Origin of the sequence: Ralstonia flatus (assembly GCF_958439105.1) — a bacterium.
Lineage (GTDB): Bacteria > Pseudomonadota > Gammaproteobacteria > Burkholderiales > Burkholderiaceae > Ralstonia > Ralstonia flatus.
On record NZ_CAUDLI010000003.1, the window covers coordinates 40,153 to 57,528 of the forward strand.

The window sequence follows — 17,376 nt, forward strand, 5'->3', positions numbered from 1 at the left end:
GCGGCCGACATGTTCGATCTCTCCTTCCTGCTCGAAGACGGCTATTTGCGCCTCTTGCGGGACGGCATTCTGACCACGCTGCGTCTGTTTGTCGTCTCGGGCCTGCTGGCCATCGCCGTCGGGGTGTCGCTGGCAACGCTGCGGGCGCTGCCGGTGCGCGTGTTCAAGGCGTTCGTCATCGTCGTTGTGGAATACCACCGCAACGTGCCGATGCTGGTGCAGATCCTGGTGTGGTATTTCGGCGTGCCGCAGTTGCTGCCGGAATCGCTCAAAGCCTGGATCAACGCCGGCAACACCGAATTCTTCTTTGCGGCGATTGCCTTGGCGCTGAACTCCGGCGCGTTCATTTCCGAAGATCTGCGTTCCGGCCTGCGTGCGATTCCCCATACGCAGCAGGAGGCGGCGTGGTCGATCGGGCTGACGCATCTGCAGGCGCTGCGCTACGTGATCCTGCCGCAGGCGATTCGCGTGGCGCTGCCCGCGCTGCTCAACCAGGCGCTGTTGTTGTTCAAGAACAGCTCGCTGGCGATGGCCATCGGCGTGCATGAACTGCTTTACCGCACCCGGCAGATCGACAACCTAACCTTCCGCACGTTCGACGTGTTCCTCATCGCCACGCTGCTGTATCTGCTCGGCACGCTCGCGTTGATGGCATTGTCGGAACGCGTGGCCAAGCGTCGAACGACGCCGCTGGGGGTCTGACGCCATGCTTGAAATCCTGCATGACTATCTGGCGTTGTTCCTGGTCGGGTCGTGGCCGAATGGGCCGCTCGGCGGCGTGGCGGTGACGCTGGTGCTCTCGGTGCTGGGCTTGGTGATGTCGTTCCCGATTGCGGTGCTGATCGGGCTGGCACACGTGAGCCCGTGGCGCTGGCTGCGTCGCATTGCCGGGGTGTGGTCGCGCCTGGTGCGCGGCATTCCGCTGCTGATGATCATCTTCTGGGCGTACTTTGCGGTGCCGCTGCTGGTGGGCAAGGAGGTGTCGGCGTTCACCACGGCAGTCTGCGCAATCATCGTCTACGAAAGCGCATTCCTGTCGCAGATCGTGCGCGCCGGGCTCGAAGGCCTGCCGCGCGGGCAGATGGAAGCCGCGCGCTCGAATGGCCTGTCGTGGCTGCAGAGCATGCGCTACGTGCAGCTGCCGCAAGCGCTGACCAACATGCTGCCGTCGATCGTCAACCAGTTCGTGTCGATCATCAAGGCAACGTCGCTCGCCTATGTGATTGGCGTGCCGGAGCTGACGTACTCGGCCGCGCAGGTCAACACCATCACGCTGACCAAGCCGCTGGAGACGTTTCTCGTGCTCGCGGCCTTCTACTTCGTTTTGTGTTTCGCCATCTCGCGGTTCGCGGGACAGCTGGAGCGCCGCATTGCCCGCCATCGCGCCGGGCTGGCCTAGGAACAAACCCTGCCGGAGACCCCATCCCATGCTGGCATTTGAAAACGTCGACAAGTACTACGACGACTACCACGCGCTCAAAGGCATCAACGCCACCATCGCGTGCGGTGAAGTCGTCGTGGTGTGCGGCCCCTCGGGCTCGGGCAAATCCACGTTGATCCGCACGGTCACGCGGCTGGAGGCCATCCAGGGCGGATGCATCCGCTTCGAGGGGCGCGATGTCCATGCACGCGACATGCGTGTCAATGAACTGCGTGCGCGCATCGGCTTCGTGTTCCAGAACTTCAACCTGTTCCAGAATCTCTCGGTGCGGCAGAACCTGATTCTCGGGCCGACCAAGGTGCTCGGTCTGTCGCGCGACGAAGCGACGGCGCAGGCCGAGGCGCTGCTCGCCAAGGTGGGCCTTGCCCACAAGATCGACGCGATGCCCGCCAACCTGTCGGGCGGCCAGCAGCAGCGCGTGGCGATTGCGCGGGCGCTGGCAATGAAGCCGCCGCTCATGCTGTTCGACGAGCCGACCAGCGCGCTCGATCCCGAGATGGTGCAAGAGGTGCTGCACGTGATGCGCGAACTGGCTGGTGACGGGCTGACGATGATGATCGTGACCCACGAGATGGGCTTCGCGCGCGACGTATCAAGCCGCGTCTGGTTCATGGACAAGGGCCAGCTGCTGGAGGACGCGCCGCCCGACCAGTTCTTCAGTCGCCCGAAGCACGCCCGCGCACAGCGCTTCCTGCAAGACGTTCTGCGACCTGCGCCCCGCATTGCCGAACTCGTCGCCTGATGCCGACACCGACAACGACAACGACAACGACAACGACAACAACGCCGCGAAATACAACGCAAGGCGCCCCAATCCCTCAGGAGAATCCATTCATGTCCACGTCTCTTCCTCAACAACGCCAAGCGGCCGTGACCGATGCCATTGCGGCCATGAAAGCCGCGCTCGCGCCCGAAGGTGAAACGCGTCGCGCCCTGGCCGACGTGCTCGAAGAGGTCAAAGGCCTCGCCGCGCGCGCCGAGTTCTGGCAAGACACCGACTTCCCGGCCCCCGCCGACGGCGAGCTGCAAGCCCGCTACCTGATCCACGAAGACGCCGACCAGACCTACGCGCTGTACCTGAACGTCATGCGCCCCGGCAAGAAGATCACGCCGCACAACCACACCACGTGGGCCTGCATCGCCGCGGTGGACGGCACGGAATACAACTATGTCTACCGCCGCACCGACGACCGCGCCACGCCCGGCGTCGGCACGCTGGAAATGACCGACACCGTCGTCGTCGAACCCGGCACCGGCATCGCGCTGGCGGCCGACGACATCCACGCCGTCGAGATCAAGGGCGAGGCGCCGATCCGCCATCTGCACATGTACGGACGCGCGCTCGAAACGCTGACCGAGCGCATCACGTTCGACCTCGAAACCGGCCGCTATCAAACCATGGGCATCGGCGTGAAGACGCGCCGCTAACCAGCTAGCTGCCATCCAACTCGCGTTGCTTGAAATCCGCGCTGCGTGTGCGGGGGCGTCGCTCACCCTTTTGATTCGTATCGCATCGACATGACATCGTTCGTTACCGCCCAGACCCTGAAAGCGTGGCTGCACGACGGCGCCGAGATTGCGCTGTTCGACGTGCGCGAGCACGGCCAGTACGGCGAAGCCCACCTCTTCTACGCCATCCCGTTGCCGTACAGCCGTCTTGAGATCGACGCCCCGCGCCTCGCGCCCCGTCGCGCTGTGCGCATGGTCATTTATGACGACAACGACGGCGTTGCCGAGCGCGCGGCCGAACGCCTGAACGCCATCGGCTACAGCAACGTGCACGTGCTGCAAGGCGGCGCACAAGGCTGGGCGCACGCAGGCTTCACGCTGTTTGCCGGCGTCAACGTGCCCTCCAAAACCTTCGGTGAACTCGTCGAGATGGCGTACCACACGCCGCGCGTCACCGCGCGTGAACTTGCGGCCATGCGTGAACGCGGCGACGACGTCGTCATCGTCGATGGCCGCCCCGTCAGCGAATACCTGAAGATGACGATCCCGTCGTCGATCTGCTGCCCGAACGGCGAGCTTGGGCTGCGCATCCGCGAGCTTGTGCCCGACGCGACCACGCCGATCGTCGTCAATTGCGCGGGCCGCACGCGCAGCATTATCGGCGCGCAGACGCTCATCAACCTCGGCATCCCGAACCCGGTGATGGCCCTGGAGAACGGCACGCAAGGCTGGTACCTGGAAGACCTGCCGCTGGAGCACGGCAGCACGCGGCGCTATCCCGATGTCATTGCCCCGGCCACCATCAAAGACATGCGCGAGGCCAGCCAGCAACTCGCCACGCGCTTTGCCGTGCCCGAGGTGGATGCGGCCACGCTCGCACGCTGGGTTGCAGAAGGCGAACACAGCCTCTTCCTCTGCGATGTCCGCACACCCGAGGAATTCGCCAACGGCAGCCTGCCGGGAGCACAGCATGCGCCTGGCGGCCAGTTGATCCAGGCAACCGATCAGTACGTCGGCGTGCGCCATGCCCGCCTTGTGTTGTTCGACGCCGACGGCGTGCGCGCGCCCATCGTTGCGAGCTGGCTACGGCAACTCGGTCACGATGCCTATGTGCTGCGTGACGGGTTGAACAGCAATGCGAGCCTGCCGGCGCCCACGGCCACGCTGCCGCAGCCGTTGCCCGAGATCAGCGCGCAGGCACTCGCCGGCGCGCTGGCGGCAGGCACCGCGCACGTCATCGACTTGCGCCCCAGCATGGCTTTCCGCCGTGCCCATGTGCCTGGCGCCACCTGGGCCATTCGCCCGCGCCTGCCGGCCCTGGCCGCTGACCGCGATACCGTGTTGATTGCCGACGACCCGCGCATCGCACAGCTCGCCGCGGCAGATTGGGCCGCGCACGCGCCGCAGGCCGCATCGCGTCTCAAACTGCTGGCCGGCGGCATTGCCGCGTGGACTGCCGCCGGCTACGCCACCGAAGGTTCCGACAGCGCGCCGCCCGACGCCGATTGCATCGACTATCTCTTCTTCGTGCATGATCGGCACGACGGCAACAAGGCTGCGGCCAGGCAATACCTAGCCTGGGAAACCGGCCTGCTCGCCCAGCTCGATGCGCAGGAACTTGGCGCCTTCCGCGTGGGCGCCGCTGCCGTGCAGCCATGACACGCAACCGACGGGATCTACACACCATGTCATCGCAGAAAACGGAGCTACGACTGGCCACCAGCCTGGTCAAAGGCGGCACCTCACCGGCGTTTGAAGGCGGCCGGGCCGTCAACCCGCCTGTCGTGCGCGCCTCCACCGTGCTGTTCGATTCGATGGACGACATGAACGACGCGCGCCGCCGCCGCGGCACCGAACGCATGTTCACCTACGGCGCGCGCGGCAACCCGACGGGCTTCGCGCTGGAAGACGTCGTCGCGCAACTCGAAGGCGGGTATCGCACGCGACTCTTCCCGACCGGCTTGGCGGCCATCTCCATGGTGTTCCTCGCCTTCGCGCGCCCTGGCGATCATGTATTGATTGCCGATTGCGTCTACCAGCCGCTGCGCCATTTCGTCGATACGTTCCTGCGCCCCTGGGGCGTAGAGGTGACGTACTTCCGCGCGGACGGCACCGATGTCGCACAGCAGCTCAAGCCGACGACCAGGCTCGTCTACGTTGAATGCCCGGGCTCGCTCGTCTATGAGATGTGCGACCTGCCCGCGCTGGCCGAGATCGCGCATCGCCATGGAGCACTCGTCGTCGCCGACAACACGTGGGGCTCGGGCCTGCAATACCGTCCGCTCGCGCTCGGCGCAGACGTTTCCATCATGGCGGCGACCAAATACCTCAGCGGCCACTCCGATGTGATGATGGGCACAGTCACCACCACACAGGCGTGCTGGCAAACCCTCGCCACGATGTGCGATGCGCAGGGCGTGGCGGTCAGCCCTGACGATGCCTATCTCGTGCTGCGCGGCACCCGCACGCTGGCGGCGCGCCTTGCCATGCACGAACGCCACGCGCTGGAGATTGCGCGCTGGCTGGCGGCGCGGCCAGACGTCGCTCGGGTCTTCTGCCCCGCTCTTCCCGACGACCCCGGCCACACGCTCTGGCAACGCGATTGCACCGGCACCAACGGACTGGTCTCATTCGAATTCGCTCGCGCCGATCTGCAAGCCGCCGCGGGCTTCGTCAATGCGCTAACGCTGTTCGGCATCGGCGCCTCGTGGGGCGGGTTCGAGAGCCTGGCGACGGTCAGCAACGTGGCGGGCACGCGCACCTGCACGGATTGGTCCGCCGCCGGCCCGATCGTGCGCCTTCACATCGGACTGGAAGACCCGCAAGACCTGATCGACGACCTGGCGCAAGCCTTCGCGCGCATTCAGGCATAACGCCAGCGTTATCGCCGAGCAAAAAAAACGCCCCGGGGTTTCGGGGCGTTTTTCTTGGCAGATCGACTGGCGATCAGACCGCTTCTTCACGCGATGCGCGCTTGCGCTCGTGTTCCTTCAGGTGGCGCTTGCGCAGGCGGATGCTCTTCGGCGTGACTTCCACCAGCTCGTCGTCGGCGATGAATTCCACCGCGTATTCCAGCGACATCTGGATCGGCGGCACCAGGCGCACGGCTTCGTCGGTACCCGACGCGCGCACGTTCGTCAGCTGCTTGCCCTTGATCGGGTTGACGACCAGGTCATTGTCGCGGCTGTGGATGCCGATGATCATGCCTTCGTACAGCGCATCGCCCGGCGACACGAACATGCGGCCGCGGTCCTGCAGCTTCCACAGCGCGTAGGCCACGGCAGCGCCGTCGTCCTGCGAGATCAGCACGCCGTTGTGACGCTCGCCCAGATCGCCTTCCTTGACCGGGGAGTAGTCGTCGAAGATGTGGCTGATCAGGCCCGTGCCGCGCGTCAGCGTCAGGAATTCACCCTGGAAGCCGATCAGGCCACGGGCGGGAATGCGGTATTCCAGACGCGTCCGGCCCTTGCCGTCCGACGCCATGTCGAGCAGTTCGCCCTTGCGGCGGCCCAGCTCTTCCATCACGCCGCCCTGGTGGCTGTCTTCCACGTCCACGGTCAGGCGTTCGAACGGCTCGCACTTCACGCCGTCGATTTCCTTGAACACCACGCGCGGCCGGGACACGGCCAGTTCGTAGCCTTCACGGCGCATGTTTTCCACCAGAATCGTCAGGTGCAGTTCGCCACGGCCCGACACTTCGAAAACCGTGTCGTCGCCGGTGTCCTTCACGCGCAGTGCCACGTTCGACTTCAGCTCACGGTCCAGACGGTCGCGCAGCTGGCGGCTCGTCACGAACTTGCCTTCGCGGCCCGCCAGCGGCGAGGTGTTGACGCAGAAGTTCATCGTCAGCGTCGGCTCGTCCACCTTCAGCATCGGCAGCGCGTCCTGAGCGTCCGGCGCACACACCGTGCAGCCGATGCCCAGCTCTTCAATACCGTTGATCAGCACGATGTCGCCGGCTTCCGCTTCCTGCACCAGCTCGCGCTCCAAGCCGCGGAACTTCAGCACTTGATTGATGCGGCCCTTGATCGGCGCGCCTTCCGGGCCGAACTTGACCACCACGTCCTGCAGCGGACGCACGCGGCCACGCGTGATGCGGCCCACGCCGATCTTGCCGACGTAGCTCGAATAGTCGAGCGAGATGATCTGCAGCTGCAGCGGGCCGTTCGGGTCATCGTCACGCTGCGGCACCTTCTCGAGAATGGTCTCGAACAGTGGCTTCATGTCGCCGCTGCGCACATCGTCGGTCAAGCCGGCGTAGCCGTTCAGGCCCGAGGCGTACACGATGGGGAAGTCGAGCTGTTCGTCAGTGGCGCCCAGCTTGTCGAACAGTTCGAAGGTCTCATTGATCACCCAGTCCGGACGTGCGCCCGGGCGGTCCACCTTGTTGACCACGACGATCGGCTTCAGGCCCAGGGCCAACGCCTTGCGCGTCACGAAGCGCGTCTGCGGCATCGGGCCTTCTTGGGCATCCACCAGCAGCAGCACGCCGTCGACCATCGACAGCACACGCTCCACCTCGCCGCCGAAGTCGGCGTGCCCCGGCGTGTCGACGATGTTGATGTGCGTGCCGTTGTATTCGACCGCGCAGTTCTTGGCCAGGATCGTGATGCCGCGTTCTTTTTCGATGTCGTTCGAATCCATCACGCGCTCGGCGATCTGTTCGTTCTCGCGGAACGTGCCGGCTTGGCGGAGGAGCTGGTCGACCAGTGTGGTTTTGCCGTGGTCAACGTGGGCAATGATTGCGATGTTGCGAAGCGCGCGCATGGGATGTGAACTCGAAAAGACGTGACACGAGCCCGGGATAGCACCCAAATTCAGCTCGCGGAATAACCTGACATTCTAGCATGCTGCGATGCGCAAGAGATGACACTCCTTGACTAAACGATGAAGCAACGTTGCAGGAGCGCTTTTCAGATCACTCATTATTTCGAAAACTGGAATCGCACATTCAGTACCTTGCCGTTTGCTGCGCCAATTCGTATATTTGTCCGGACAATGATTGTGCATACATAAGATGTCCGAACAGACAAGACCCGCCACCGAAGTTGCTGCTGCCGGAACGCTCTTCCGGGTGGAGGACTACCGCATGTGCGAAAGCGTTGGCTACCTCGTCGGGCGCGCAAAGACAGCGCTGTCCATGGCGATCGAGCAGGAAGTCGCTGCGATGGACGTGACGCATTCCCAGGCCAGTTGCCTGGTGCTGCTCGCCAACGGCCGCTGCCAGACGGCCACGGACCTCGGCCGCGAACTGAACACCGACATCGGCTCGCTCACGCGCATGCTGAGCCGCATGGAAAAACGCGGCCTGATCGAGCGCGTGCGCAGCGAGTCCGACCGCCGTGTTGTGCATTTGGAAGTGACCGAAGCCGGCCGCGACTTGGCCGACCGCATGCCGGCCATCTACACACACGTGCTGAACCGTTTTTTTGCCGGCTTTACCCCGGCTGACGTCGATACGCTGCGCGAGCTTCTCAAGCGCATTCTGAGCAACGGCGCCGCCACGGAGGGCCATCGCGCGCGCCCTGCCGATCACTGACGCCACTCTGTCCGACATTGCACCGGCCGCCCCCGAACGCCCTCCTCGATCGCTTGATACATCAAACAACATGAACGCCTTGAACTCCGCCCCTCAGGCACTTTCGCCCCAAAGCCGCGCAGGCAGCACGCGCGCGCAATGGCCGGCGCGCCTGGGCGTGGCGCTTTCCGCCGTGACGCTGGCTGTGCTGGCCGGCTGCGCCAACCTCGGCAATTCGCACAGCACACAGACACTGACAACGCCGGACCAGTTGGCGAGCGCGCAATCGTTGCCCTCGCAAGGCGGCCAGTGGCCGTCGCAGAGCTGGGTCGATCAGTTCAACGATCCGCAACTGCGCGCGCTGGTGGACGAGGCAATCAAAGACAACCCGAACCTGCAGGTCGCCTTTGCGCGCGTGCGTGCTTCGCGTGCGATGGCGGATGTGGTGCGGGGCAATCTGTATCCGAGCGTCGGGCTCGATGCCGAGATGACGCGCCAGCGCCTGTCGGAATACGACATGTTTGAAGGCACGCCGCTGGCCGGCCGTTGGTTCACGGAGTCGAAGATCCAGCTCGGCGTGAGCTACGACCTGGATTTCTGGGGCAAGAATCGCTCCGCGCTGGAAGCCGCGCTGTCTGACGACAAAGCAATGGAAGCGGAGAGCCAGGCTTCGCGGTTGATGCTGTCGACCACGGTGGCGCGCACCTACGCCAAGCTGGCCGCGCTCTACGCGCAGCGCGACGTGGCTGAACGTGCGATCGTGCAACGCAAGGATTTGACCAGCCTTGCGGGCCAACGCCTGCGCGCCGGCCTGGATACGCAAGTCGAAACCACGCAGGCACGCGCCAACGTGGCCGCCGCGCAAACAGAACTTGAGCAGGTCGACGAGCAGATCACGCTCGCACGCAACCAGCTCGCCGCACTGCTGGGCAAGGGCCCGGACCGCGGTTTGGCAATTGCGCGCCCCACGCTGCTTGCACAAGCCACGCCCAAGCTGCCGAACAACCTCACCATCGATTTGATCGGCCGCCGCCCCGACCTCGTGGCCGCGCGCTGGCGCGTGGAAGCCGCGTCGAAGGACATCGATGTGGCCAAGGCGCAGTTCCTGCCGGACATCAGCCTGACTGCATTCCTGGGGCTCGCTTCGATTGCGCCGGAAAACCTGCTGCTGGGCGCATCGCGTCAGCTCGGTATCGGCCCGGCGCTGAAGCTGCCGATCTTCCAGGGCGGCAAGCTGCGCGCCAATCTGCGCGGCAAGTACGCCAACTATGACGCCGCTGTCGCCAGCTACAACCAGACGCTGACCGAAGCGCTGCACGACACTGCCGACCAGATCACCGCGCTGCATAGCATCGACGCGCAGATCGCGATCCAGCGTACGGCCCTGAGCGAGGCCGAGCGCGCCTACAGCTTAGCCCGCACGCGCTACAGCGCAGGCCTTGGCACCCAACTGGTCGTGCTGAATGCCGAGACAACCGTGCTGCAGCAACGCAAGCTCGCGACCGACCTGCAGGCACGCCGCCTCGACGCGCAAATGGCCCTCATCAAGGCCCTCGGCGGCGGCTATACGGCAGAAGACCTGCCGGGCGCCAAGCCCGACGCTGCCGCATCGCATGGCTGACCTGCACTGAATTGAACCGAACTGAACTGAACCGACCGTTCCAACGCATTCTTTCGAGCCAACATCATGAGTGACAACAAGCCCCAAGCCGCACCGTCCGCTGCCCCCGCCCCCGCAGCCCCAGCGGCAACGCCCCCCGGCAACGGCAATGCCAACGGAAAGCGCAAGCGCATGCTGACCACGCTGGCCGCCGCACTGGTGGTTGCCGGCGTCGGCTACGGCCTCTACTGGGGCCTGTACGGCCGCTGGTTCGAGTCCACCGACGATGCCTACGTGCAAGGCAACGTGGTCCAGGTGACCCCGCAGGTGGCAGGCACCGTGGTGGCCATTCGCGCCGATGACACGCAGCTCGTCACCTCCGGCCAGCCCGTGATCGAACTGGACCGTGCCGATGCACGCGTTGCGCTCGAGCAGGCCGAAGCTGCGCTCGCGCAGACGGTGCGCCAGGTGCGCACGCTGTACTCGAACACCAGCGCGTACACCGCCACGCTGGCCATGCGCGAAAGCGATCTCGCCAAGGCCAAGGACGACCTGGCACGCCGCAAGCAGATCGCCGGTACGGGCGCCGTGTCGCAGGAAGAAATCTCGCACGCACAGACTGCGGTGCAGGCTGCGCAGTCCGCACTGGAAGCCGCCAAGGAGCAGCTGCAGGGCAACCGCGTGCTGACCGAGCAGACCACGCTGGAGCGTCACCCGAACGTGTTGCAAGCCGCAGCCAAGGTCCGCGAGGCTTACCTCGCCTATGCGCGTACGAGCCTCCCGGCTTCGGTGACGGGCTATGTGGCCAAGCGTTCGGTGCAGGTCGGCCAGCGCGTCGCCCCGGGCACGCCGCTGATGGCCATCGTGCCGCTGGACCAGCTCTGGGTGGACGCCAACTTCAAGGAAGTGCAAGTGCGCCACATGCGTGTAGGCCAGCCGGTTGAACTGGTGGCTGACGTGTATGGCAGCAGCGTGACGTACCACGGCAAGGTGGTCGGTTTCTCGGCGGGTACGGGCTCGGCGTTTTCGCTGCTGCCGGCACAGAACGCTACCGGCAACTGGATCAAGGTGGTGCAACGTCTGCCGGTGCGCGTGTCGCTCGACCCGAAGGAGCTGAAGGACCATCCGCTGCGCGTGGGTCTGTCGATGGAAGCGAAGGTCGACATCCATGATGAAGGCGGCCAGAGCCTGGCGACTACACCGGTTGCATCGCCGTTGCAAACGACCGTCTACGACCAGGCCGGCAAGGAAGCCGATCAGGTCATCGCGAGCATCATCAGCGCCAACGCTGGCCGCGGCGGTGCAACCGCGCCGGCCGCTTCCAACGTGCCGGCCGTATCGGCTCCGCGCACTTCGCAACCCGCACCCAAGGTCTGACGCATGGCAACCGCCGCGCCCAAGCCGCTACCGCCACTGACCGGCGCCAAACTGGCGATCGGCACAGTGGCGCTGTCGCTGGCCACCTTCATGAACGTGCTGGATTCGTCCATCGCCAACGTGTCGATCCCGGCAATTTCGGGCGACCTGGGCGTGGCCCCGAACCAGGGCACGTGGGTCATCACCTCGTTTGCGGTGGCCAATGCCATTTCGGTGCCGCTCACGGGGTGGCTGACGCAGCGTTTCGGGCAGGTGCGCCTGTTCGTGACCTCCATCATCCTGTTCGTGCTGGCATCGTGGGCGTGCGGCCTGGCGCCCAACATGGGCACGTTGATCACCGCGCGGATCATCCAGGGTGCGGTCGCGGGCCCGATGATCCCGCTGTCGCAATCGCTGCTGCTCTCGACGTATCCGCCAGCCAAGAGTTCGATGGCGCTCGCGCTATGGGGGATGACGACGCTGGTGGCGCCGGTGATGGGGCCGATTCTGGGTGGCTGGATCTCGGACAACATGACGTGGCCGTGGATCTTCTACATCAACATCCCGGTGGGCATTCTGGCGGCGTATGCGACGTGGGTCATCTACAAAGACCGTGAATCGCAAACACGTTCGCTGCCGATCGACAAGATCGGGCTGGCGCTGCTGGTCATCTGGGTGGGCTCGCTGCAGTTGATGCTGGATCGCGGCAAAGAACTCGACTGGTTCAATTCGACCGAGATCATTGTGCTGACCGTCGTCGCCGTCGTGGGCTTCGCCTTCTTCCTGATCTGGGAGCTAACCGAAGACCACCCGGTGGTGGATTTGACCTTGTTCAAGGGCCGCAACTTCAGCGCCGGGGTGGTCGCCATCTCGGTGGCGTACGGGCTGTTCTTCGGCAACCTGGTGATCCTGCCGCTGTGGCTGCAGACCATCGTCGGCTACACCGCCACCGATGCTGGCCTGATCATGGCGCCGGTGGGCATCTTCGCCATCATCCTGTCGCCCGTCATCGGCAAGAACCTGCCGAAGATGGACGCGCGCTGGGTGGCCACAACGGCGTTCATGACGTTCGCGCTGGTGTTCTGGATGCGCTCGCACTTCACCACGCAGATCGATACGTGGACACTGCTGATCCCGACGCTCATTCAGGGCGCAGCGATGGCGATGTTCTTCATCCCGCTCACGTCGATCATCCTGTCGGGTCTGGCGCCCGAGCGGATTCCGGCGGCCTCGGGCCTGTCGAACTTCGTGCGGATCATGTTTGGTGGTATCGGCGCATCGATCTCGACCACGATCTGGGACAACCGCTCTGCCCTGCACCACGCCCAACTGGTCGAGCACGCAAACGCGTACAACCCCGCCTACACGTCGTCGATCAACCAGTACACGCAACTTGGCATGCCTAACCTGCAAGCCAACGGCGCGATCGAGCGTGTGATCTCGCAGCAAGCCGCCATGCTGGGGGCCAACGATATCTTCTGGATTTCGGCGGTGCTGTTTATCGTGCTGATCGTTTTCATCTGGTTGACCAAACCAGCGAAGTCGGCAGGCGGTGCGGAAGCGGCTGCCGGGGCACACTGAGCGGACATCCCGCAAACAAAAAAGCCACGCGTCGCTGCGTGGCTTTTTTGTTGCAGGTCGATCGGCTCAAAGATGCACCAGCCGCTCCGGCCGCAGCACACCGCCTTGCCAGGCAGCCACCCCGAGCAGCGACGCAGTAGCATCCGGCGCGACCGCATCGCGCACGCCGTAGACGCGCACTTGGTCCGCATTCGGCAACGCCAATCGCAATGGCAGGCGCTGACCATGCAGGAAGCGACGGCTCTCTTCCGCATCCAGCTCCACGCGCGGCAGCGTCTGCAGCAGCGCATCGACCGGCGCCAGCAATTCGGTGCGGGCATCTTCGGCGGCAGCGTCCAACGCTTCGAGCGTGACAGCACCGCTCAGCGTCAGGTTGCCCACCTGCGTGCGACGCAGCGCAACCAGATGTGCGCCGCAGCCCAGCGCCTCGCCAATGTCTTCACCCAATGTGCGGATGTAGGTCCCCTTGCTGCAGGACACACGCAGCGTAATCGTCGGCTCGGCCGACTCCAGATCTGTCGCTAGGACGTCAATCGCGTGGATCGTGACCCGCCGCGCGGCGCGTTCCACGGTCTGCCCCGCGCGCGCGTATTCGTACAACGGTTTGCCGTCCTTCTTCAACGCGGAATGCATCGGCGGCACCTGATCGATTTCGCCGACAAAGCGCGCGATGACGGCCTGCAGTTGCTCCGGCGTGACGGATACCGGCCGCTCACTCAGCACCTCGCCTTCCGCATCCGCAGTACTCGTCTTGATACCAAGGCGCACGATGGTCTCGTACGTCTTGTCCGCATCAAGCAAGTCCTGGGAAAACTTGGTCGCCTCACCAAAGCACAGCGGCAGCAATCCCGTGGCAAGCGGATCCAGCGTACCGGTATGCCCCGCCTTCTTGGCCCACAGCAGGCGCTTGGCGCGGATCAGCGCATCGTTGCTCGACCAGCCGATCGGCTTGTCCAGCAGCAACACACCGTGCACCTCCCGACGCGGCGGCTTCTGTGGCTTGGGCGCATGTTGCTCAGCCATCTTCAGTCGTCTTTGGCGCGCGTGGCGTTGGCCTCGTCGATCAGTCGCGACATCTCGATACCGCGCTCGACCGAACCGTCAAAGTGGAAATGCAATGTCGGCACCGTGTGGATGTGCAGGCGCTTGAACAACAGCGAATGCAGGTAGCCCGCTTTCTCGTTCAGGATGGCGCCAGCCACTTCCGGCTCCGCACCCAGCACCGTGAAGTAGATCTTGGCGTGCGCGTAGTCAGGCGTGAGCGTGACGGATTGCAGCGTCACCAGACCCATGGCCGGGTTCTTGATTTCGCGCTGGATCAATTCGGCCAGATCACGCTGGATCTGATCGGCGATGCGCACATTGCGGCCAGCGGCCGATCCCGATTTCTTCGGCATAGTGTGTTTCCTCACGTGGCCGCCGCCAGCACACGCCGACGCAGCCCAAAAAGACAAAACGGTGGCGCGGGACGCGCCCGGGCCACCGTCGCAAAGTCGAGCCGGACACCGCAGCGTCCGGCCAACGTATTACAGCGTACGCGCCACCTCGGTGATCTCGTAGATCTCGAGTTGGTCGCCTTCCTGAACGTCGTTGAAGTTCTTGATCGACAGGCCGCATTCGAAGCCTTGCTTCACTTCCTTCACATCGTCCTTGAAGCGCTTGAGCGAATCGAGTTCGCCCGAGAAGATGACCACGTTCGCACGCAGCACCCGCACCAGCGAATTGCGCTTGACGAAGCCGTCCAGCACCATACAGCCGGCCACCGCGCCAACCTTCGGCACGTGGAAGACCTGACGCACCTCGACCAGACCCGTCGTCTCTTCGCGCTTTTCCGGCGACAGCATGCCGGACATTGCCGCCTTCACCTCATCCACAGCGTCATAGATGATGTTGTAGTAGCGAATGTCGATGCCCTGATGCTCGGCCAGCTTGCGTGCGCCCGCATCGGCCCGCGTGTTGAAGCCGATGATGACGGCCTTCGACGCGGTTGCCAGGTTGACGTCCGACTCGGTGATACCACCCACGGCGGCGTGCACGACCTGCACACGCACTTCGTCGGTCGACAGCTTCTGCAGCGAGTGCACCAGTGCTTCCTGCGAACCCTGCACGTCTGCCTTGATGATCAGCGGCAGCGACTTCACGTCGCCTTCGCTCATCTGCTCCAGCATGTTTTCCAGCTTCGCAGCCTGTTGGCGCGCCAGCTTCACATCGCGGAACTTGCCTTGGCGGAACAGCGCGATTTCGCGCGCCTTGCGCTCGTCCGGCAGCACCAGCACTTCTTCACCAGCGCCCGGCACTTCCGACAGACCCTGGATTTCCACCGGGATCGACGGACCGGCTTCCTTCGCCGGCTTGCCGTTTTCGTCCAGCATGGCGCGCACGCGGCCGTAAGCCGTGCCCGCGAGCACCACGTCGCCGCGCTTGAGCGTACCGCTCTGCACCAGCACCGTAGCGATCGGGCCCTTGCCCTTGTCCAGCTGCGCTTCCACCACCAGACCCTTGGCGGGCGCGTTGACCGGCGCCTTCAGTTCCAGCACTTCGGCTTGCAGCAGCACGTTTTCGAGCAGGCTGTCGATGCCTTCGCCAGTCTTGGCGGACACCGGCACGAAGGGCACATCGCCGCCGTACTCTTCCGGAATCACGCTCTCTGCCACCAGTTCCTGCTTGACGCGGTCGGGGTTGGCTTCCGGCTTGTCGACCTTGGTGATCGCTACCACGATGGGCACCTCGGCCGCCTTGGCGTGCGCGATGGCTTCCTTCGTCTGCGGCATGACACCGTCGTCGGCCGCCACCACCAGAATCACGATGTCAGTGGCCTTGGCACCGCGTGCACGCATGGCCGTGAAGGCCTCGTGACCCGGGGTGTCCAGGAACGTGATGACGCCGCGATCGGTTTCGACGTGATACGCGCCGATGTGCTGCGTGATGCCGCCGGCTTCGCCCGCCGCGACCTTCGCACGACGGATGTAATCCAGCAGCGAGGTCTTGCCGTGGTCGACGTGACCCATCACGGTCACGACCGGAGGACGCGTTTCAGCTTCGGCATTGGTCGGCTCTTCCACCCCGCCAATCAGCAGCGCTTCCGGATCGTCCAGCTTGGCCGCGACCGCCTGGTGGCCCATTTCTTCGACCACGATCATCGCGGTCTCTTGGTCCAGCACCTGGTTGATCGTGACCATCTGGCCGAGCTTCATCATCTGCTTGATGACTTCAGCGGCCTTGACCGACATCTTGTGCGCCAGATCGGCAACGGAGATGGTTTCCGGCACGTGCACTTCACGCACGACCGGCTCGGTCGGTGCCTGGAATGCATTGCGGTTGTCGTCGCCATGACGGTTACGCCCGCCCTTGGAGCCAGAGCGCCAGCCATCGGCACCACCGCCGGTGTCGCCGCGCGTCTTCAGGCCGCCACGCTTGCCAGTACGGTTGTCGTCTTGCCAACCCGATTTGCCACGACCGCCCTTCTTGTCACCCGACGGCGAGCTAGGTGCAGCCGCAGCAGGTGCCGGGGCAGCCGGCTTCTTGGCAGCCGCAGCCGGGCGTGCTTCGCCAGCCGGCTTGACCGGCTTGTGCAGCGTGCCCGATTGCTCGGCCTTCTTGACCTCTTCAGCCTTACGCTCGGCCGGCGTCTTCAACACGCGGGCCGGGGCGCTCATCATCTCGCGGATAGCGCGGGCTTCGGCTTCGGCAGCTTCGCGGCGCTTACGTGCAGCGTCTTCCTCAGCCTTGATCTTGTCCGCAGCAACGCGCGCTTCGTCAGCGGCCTTCTGTGCGGCCTCACGCTCGCTTGCCAGACGCGCGGCGTCCTCCTCGGCCTTGCGGCGCGGGGCTTCGTCCGACGCTTCAGCGGCTGCGCGGGCGGCAACGGCTTCCTCTTCCGCCTTCTTGGCAGCGAGTTCAGCCTGACGCTTCTGCTCGGCTTCGGCGGCTTCCTGGCGGGCGCGGCGTTCGGCTTCCTCGCGCTCCATCGCTTCCTGGCGCGCCTTCAGCTCGGCTTCCTGACGGGCCAGCAATTCGGCCTGGCGGCGTTGTTCTTCCTCGCGACGCGCGATTTCCTCGGCATCGACCACCGGTGCGGCCTCTGCGGCTTCCGATTCAGCCTGTGCGGCGTTCGGCTCATCACGCTTGACCAGCACGCGCTTCTTTTTGACTTCCACTTGCACGGTGCGCGTCTTGCCGGTGGCGTCCGCCTGGCGGATTTCACTGGTTTCGCGCTTGGTGATCGTGATCTTCTTGCGCGCGCCATCCTCGGCGCTGCCGTGTGCTCGCTTGAGATAGTCGAGCAGACGGGTCTTGTCCGATTCGGTGATGACGTCTTCCGGCGTCGCCTTTTGCACGCCCGCGGCCTGCAATTGTTCCAGCAGCGCCGATGCGCTACGGTTCAATTCGCCAGCGAGTTGGGCAACTGTTGTGCTTGCCATTCAAACCCTT

The 17,376-nt window shown here is 64.6% G+C and carries 14 protein-coding genes; 10 read left to right on the forward strand and 4 right to left on the reverse strand.

The genetic code is table 11. From position 1 onward, the window contains the following. Positions 1-9: 9 nt before the first annotated feature. From R2676_RS07215 to metC, 6 genes are all read left to right on the forward strand, one after another. Positions 10-702: an amino acid ABC transporter permease gene (locus R2676_RS07215; RefSeq protein WP_147213545.1), complete on the forward strand. Its 693-nt coding sequence runs from the start codon at positions 10-12 to the stop codon at positions 700-702. Positions 703-706: 4 nt separating this feature from the next. Beyond that, on the forward strand, positions 707-1,399 hold the full coding sequence (locus R2676_RS07220; protein WP_024975903.1) for an amino acid ABC transporter permease: 693 nt from the start codon (positions 707-709) through the stop codon (positions 1,397-1,399). 28 nt (positions 1,400-1,427) lie between these two features. After that, the gene (locus R2676_RS07225) at positions 1,428-2,183 is read left to right on the forward strand and encodes an amino acid ABC transporter ATP-binding protein (RefSeq protein ID WP_206275332.1); all 756 of its coding nucleotides are present in this window, start codon (positions 1,428-1,430) and stop codon (positions 2,181-2,183) included. Between the two features lie 92 nt (positions 2,184-2,275). After that, positions 2,276-2,869, forward strand: coding sequence for a cysteine dioxygenase family protein (locus R2676_RS07230; RefSeq protein WP_206275333.1), 594 nt, complete (start codon positions 2,276-2,278; stop codon positions 2,867-2,869). A gap of 90 nt (positions 2,870-2,959) precedes the next feature. Then, positions 2,960-4,549, forward strand: a complete 1,590-nt coding sequence (locus R2676_RS07235) for a rhodanese-like domain-containing protein (RefSeq protein WP_206275334.1) — start codon at positions 2,960-2,962, stop codon at positions 4,547-4,549. Positions 4,550-4,575: 26 nt separating this feature from the next. Beyond that, positions 4,576-5,763 (forward strand): cystathionine beta-lyase, encoded by a 1,188-nt coding sequence (gene metC, locus R2676_RS07240; RefSeq protein ID WP_206275335.1) that lies wholly within the window; start codon positions 4,576-4,578, stop codon positions 5,761-5,763. 73 nt (positions 5,764-5,836) lie between these two features. Here the strand turns inward: metC and typA are convergent, their stop codons facing one another. Next, positions 5,837-7,657, reverse strand: coding sequence for a translational GTPase TypA (gene typA, locus R2676_RS07245; protein ID WP_027677570.1), 1,821 nt, complete (start codon positions 7,655-7,657; stop codon positions 5,837-5,839). A 250-nt stretch (positions 7,658-7,907) separates the two neighbouring features. Between typA and R2676_RS07250 the strand changes: the two genes are divergently transcribed. From R2676_RS07250 to R2676_RS07265, 4 genes are all read left to right on the forward strand, one after another. After that, the gene (locus R2676_RS07250; protein ID WP_257878195.1) at positions 7,908-8,429 is read left to right on the forward strand and encodes a MarR family winged helix-turn-helix transcriptional regulator; all 522 of its coding nucleotides are present in this window, start codon (positions 7,908-7,910) and stop codon (positions 8,427-8,429) included. A gap of 70 nt (positions 8,430-8,499) precedes the next feature. Further along, positions 8,500-10,029, forward strand: a complete 1,530-nt coding sequence (locus R2676_RS07255) for an AdeC/AdeK/OprM family multidrug efflux complex outer membrane factor (protein ID WP_206275336.1) — start codon at positions 8,500-8,502, stop codon at positions 10,027-10,029. A 66-nt stretch (positions 10,030-10,095) separates the two neighbouring features. After that, a complete protein-coding gene (locus R2676_RS07260) occupies positions 10,096-11,385 on the forward strand; it encodes an HlyD family secretion protein (RefSeq protein WP_206275337.1) in 1,290 nt (429 codons plus the stop codon). A gap of 3 nt (positions 11,386-11,388) precedes the next feature. Next, positions 11,389-12,945 (forward strand): DHA2 family efflux MFS transporter permease subunit, encoded by a 1,557-nt coding sequence (locus R2676_RS07265; RefSeq protein WP_206275338.1) that lies wholly within the window; start codon positions 11,389-11,391, stop codon positions 12,943-12,945. A gap of 66 nt (positions 12,946-13,011) precedes the next feature. On the opposite strand, the gene truB is transcribed toward R2676_RS07265, so the two are convergent. The 3 genes from truB to infB form a co-directional block, all read right to left on the reverse strand. Then, on the reverse strand, positions 13,012-13,968 hold the full coding sequence (gene truB, locus R2676_RS07270) for a tRNA pseudouridine(55) synthase TruB (RefSeq protein WP_206275339.1): 957 nt from the start codon (positions 13,966-13,968) through the stop codon (positions 13,012-13,014). A 2-nt stretch (positions 13,969-13,970) separates the two neighbouring features. Beyond that, positions 13,971-14,342 carry a 30S ribosome-binding factor RbfA gene (gene rbfA / locus R2676_RS07275; protein ID WP_004626422.1) on the reverse strand — a complete coding sequence of 124 codons (372 nt, stop codon included), beginning with the start codon at positions 14,340-14,342 and terminating at the stop codon, positions 13,971-13,973. 129 nt (positions 14,343-14,471) lie between these two features. Continuing rightward, positions 14,472-17,366 carry a translation initiation factor IF-2 gene (infB, locus tag R2676_RS07280; RefSeq protein WP_102067043.1) on the reverse strand — a complete coding sequence of 965 codons (2,895 nt, stop codon included), beginning with the start codon at positions 17,364-17,366 and terminating at the stop codon, positions 14,472-14,474. Positions 17,367-17,376: the final 10 nt, after the last annotated feature.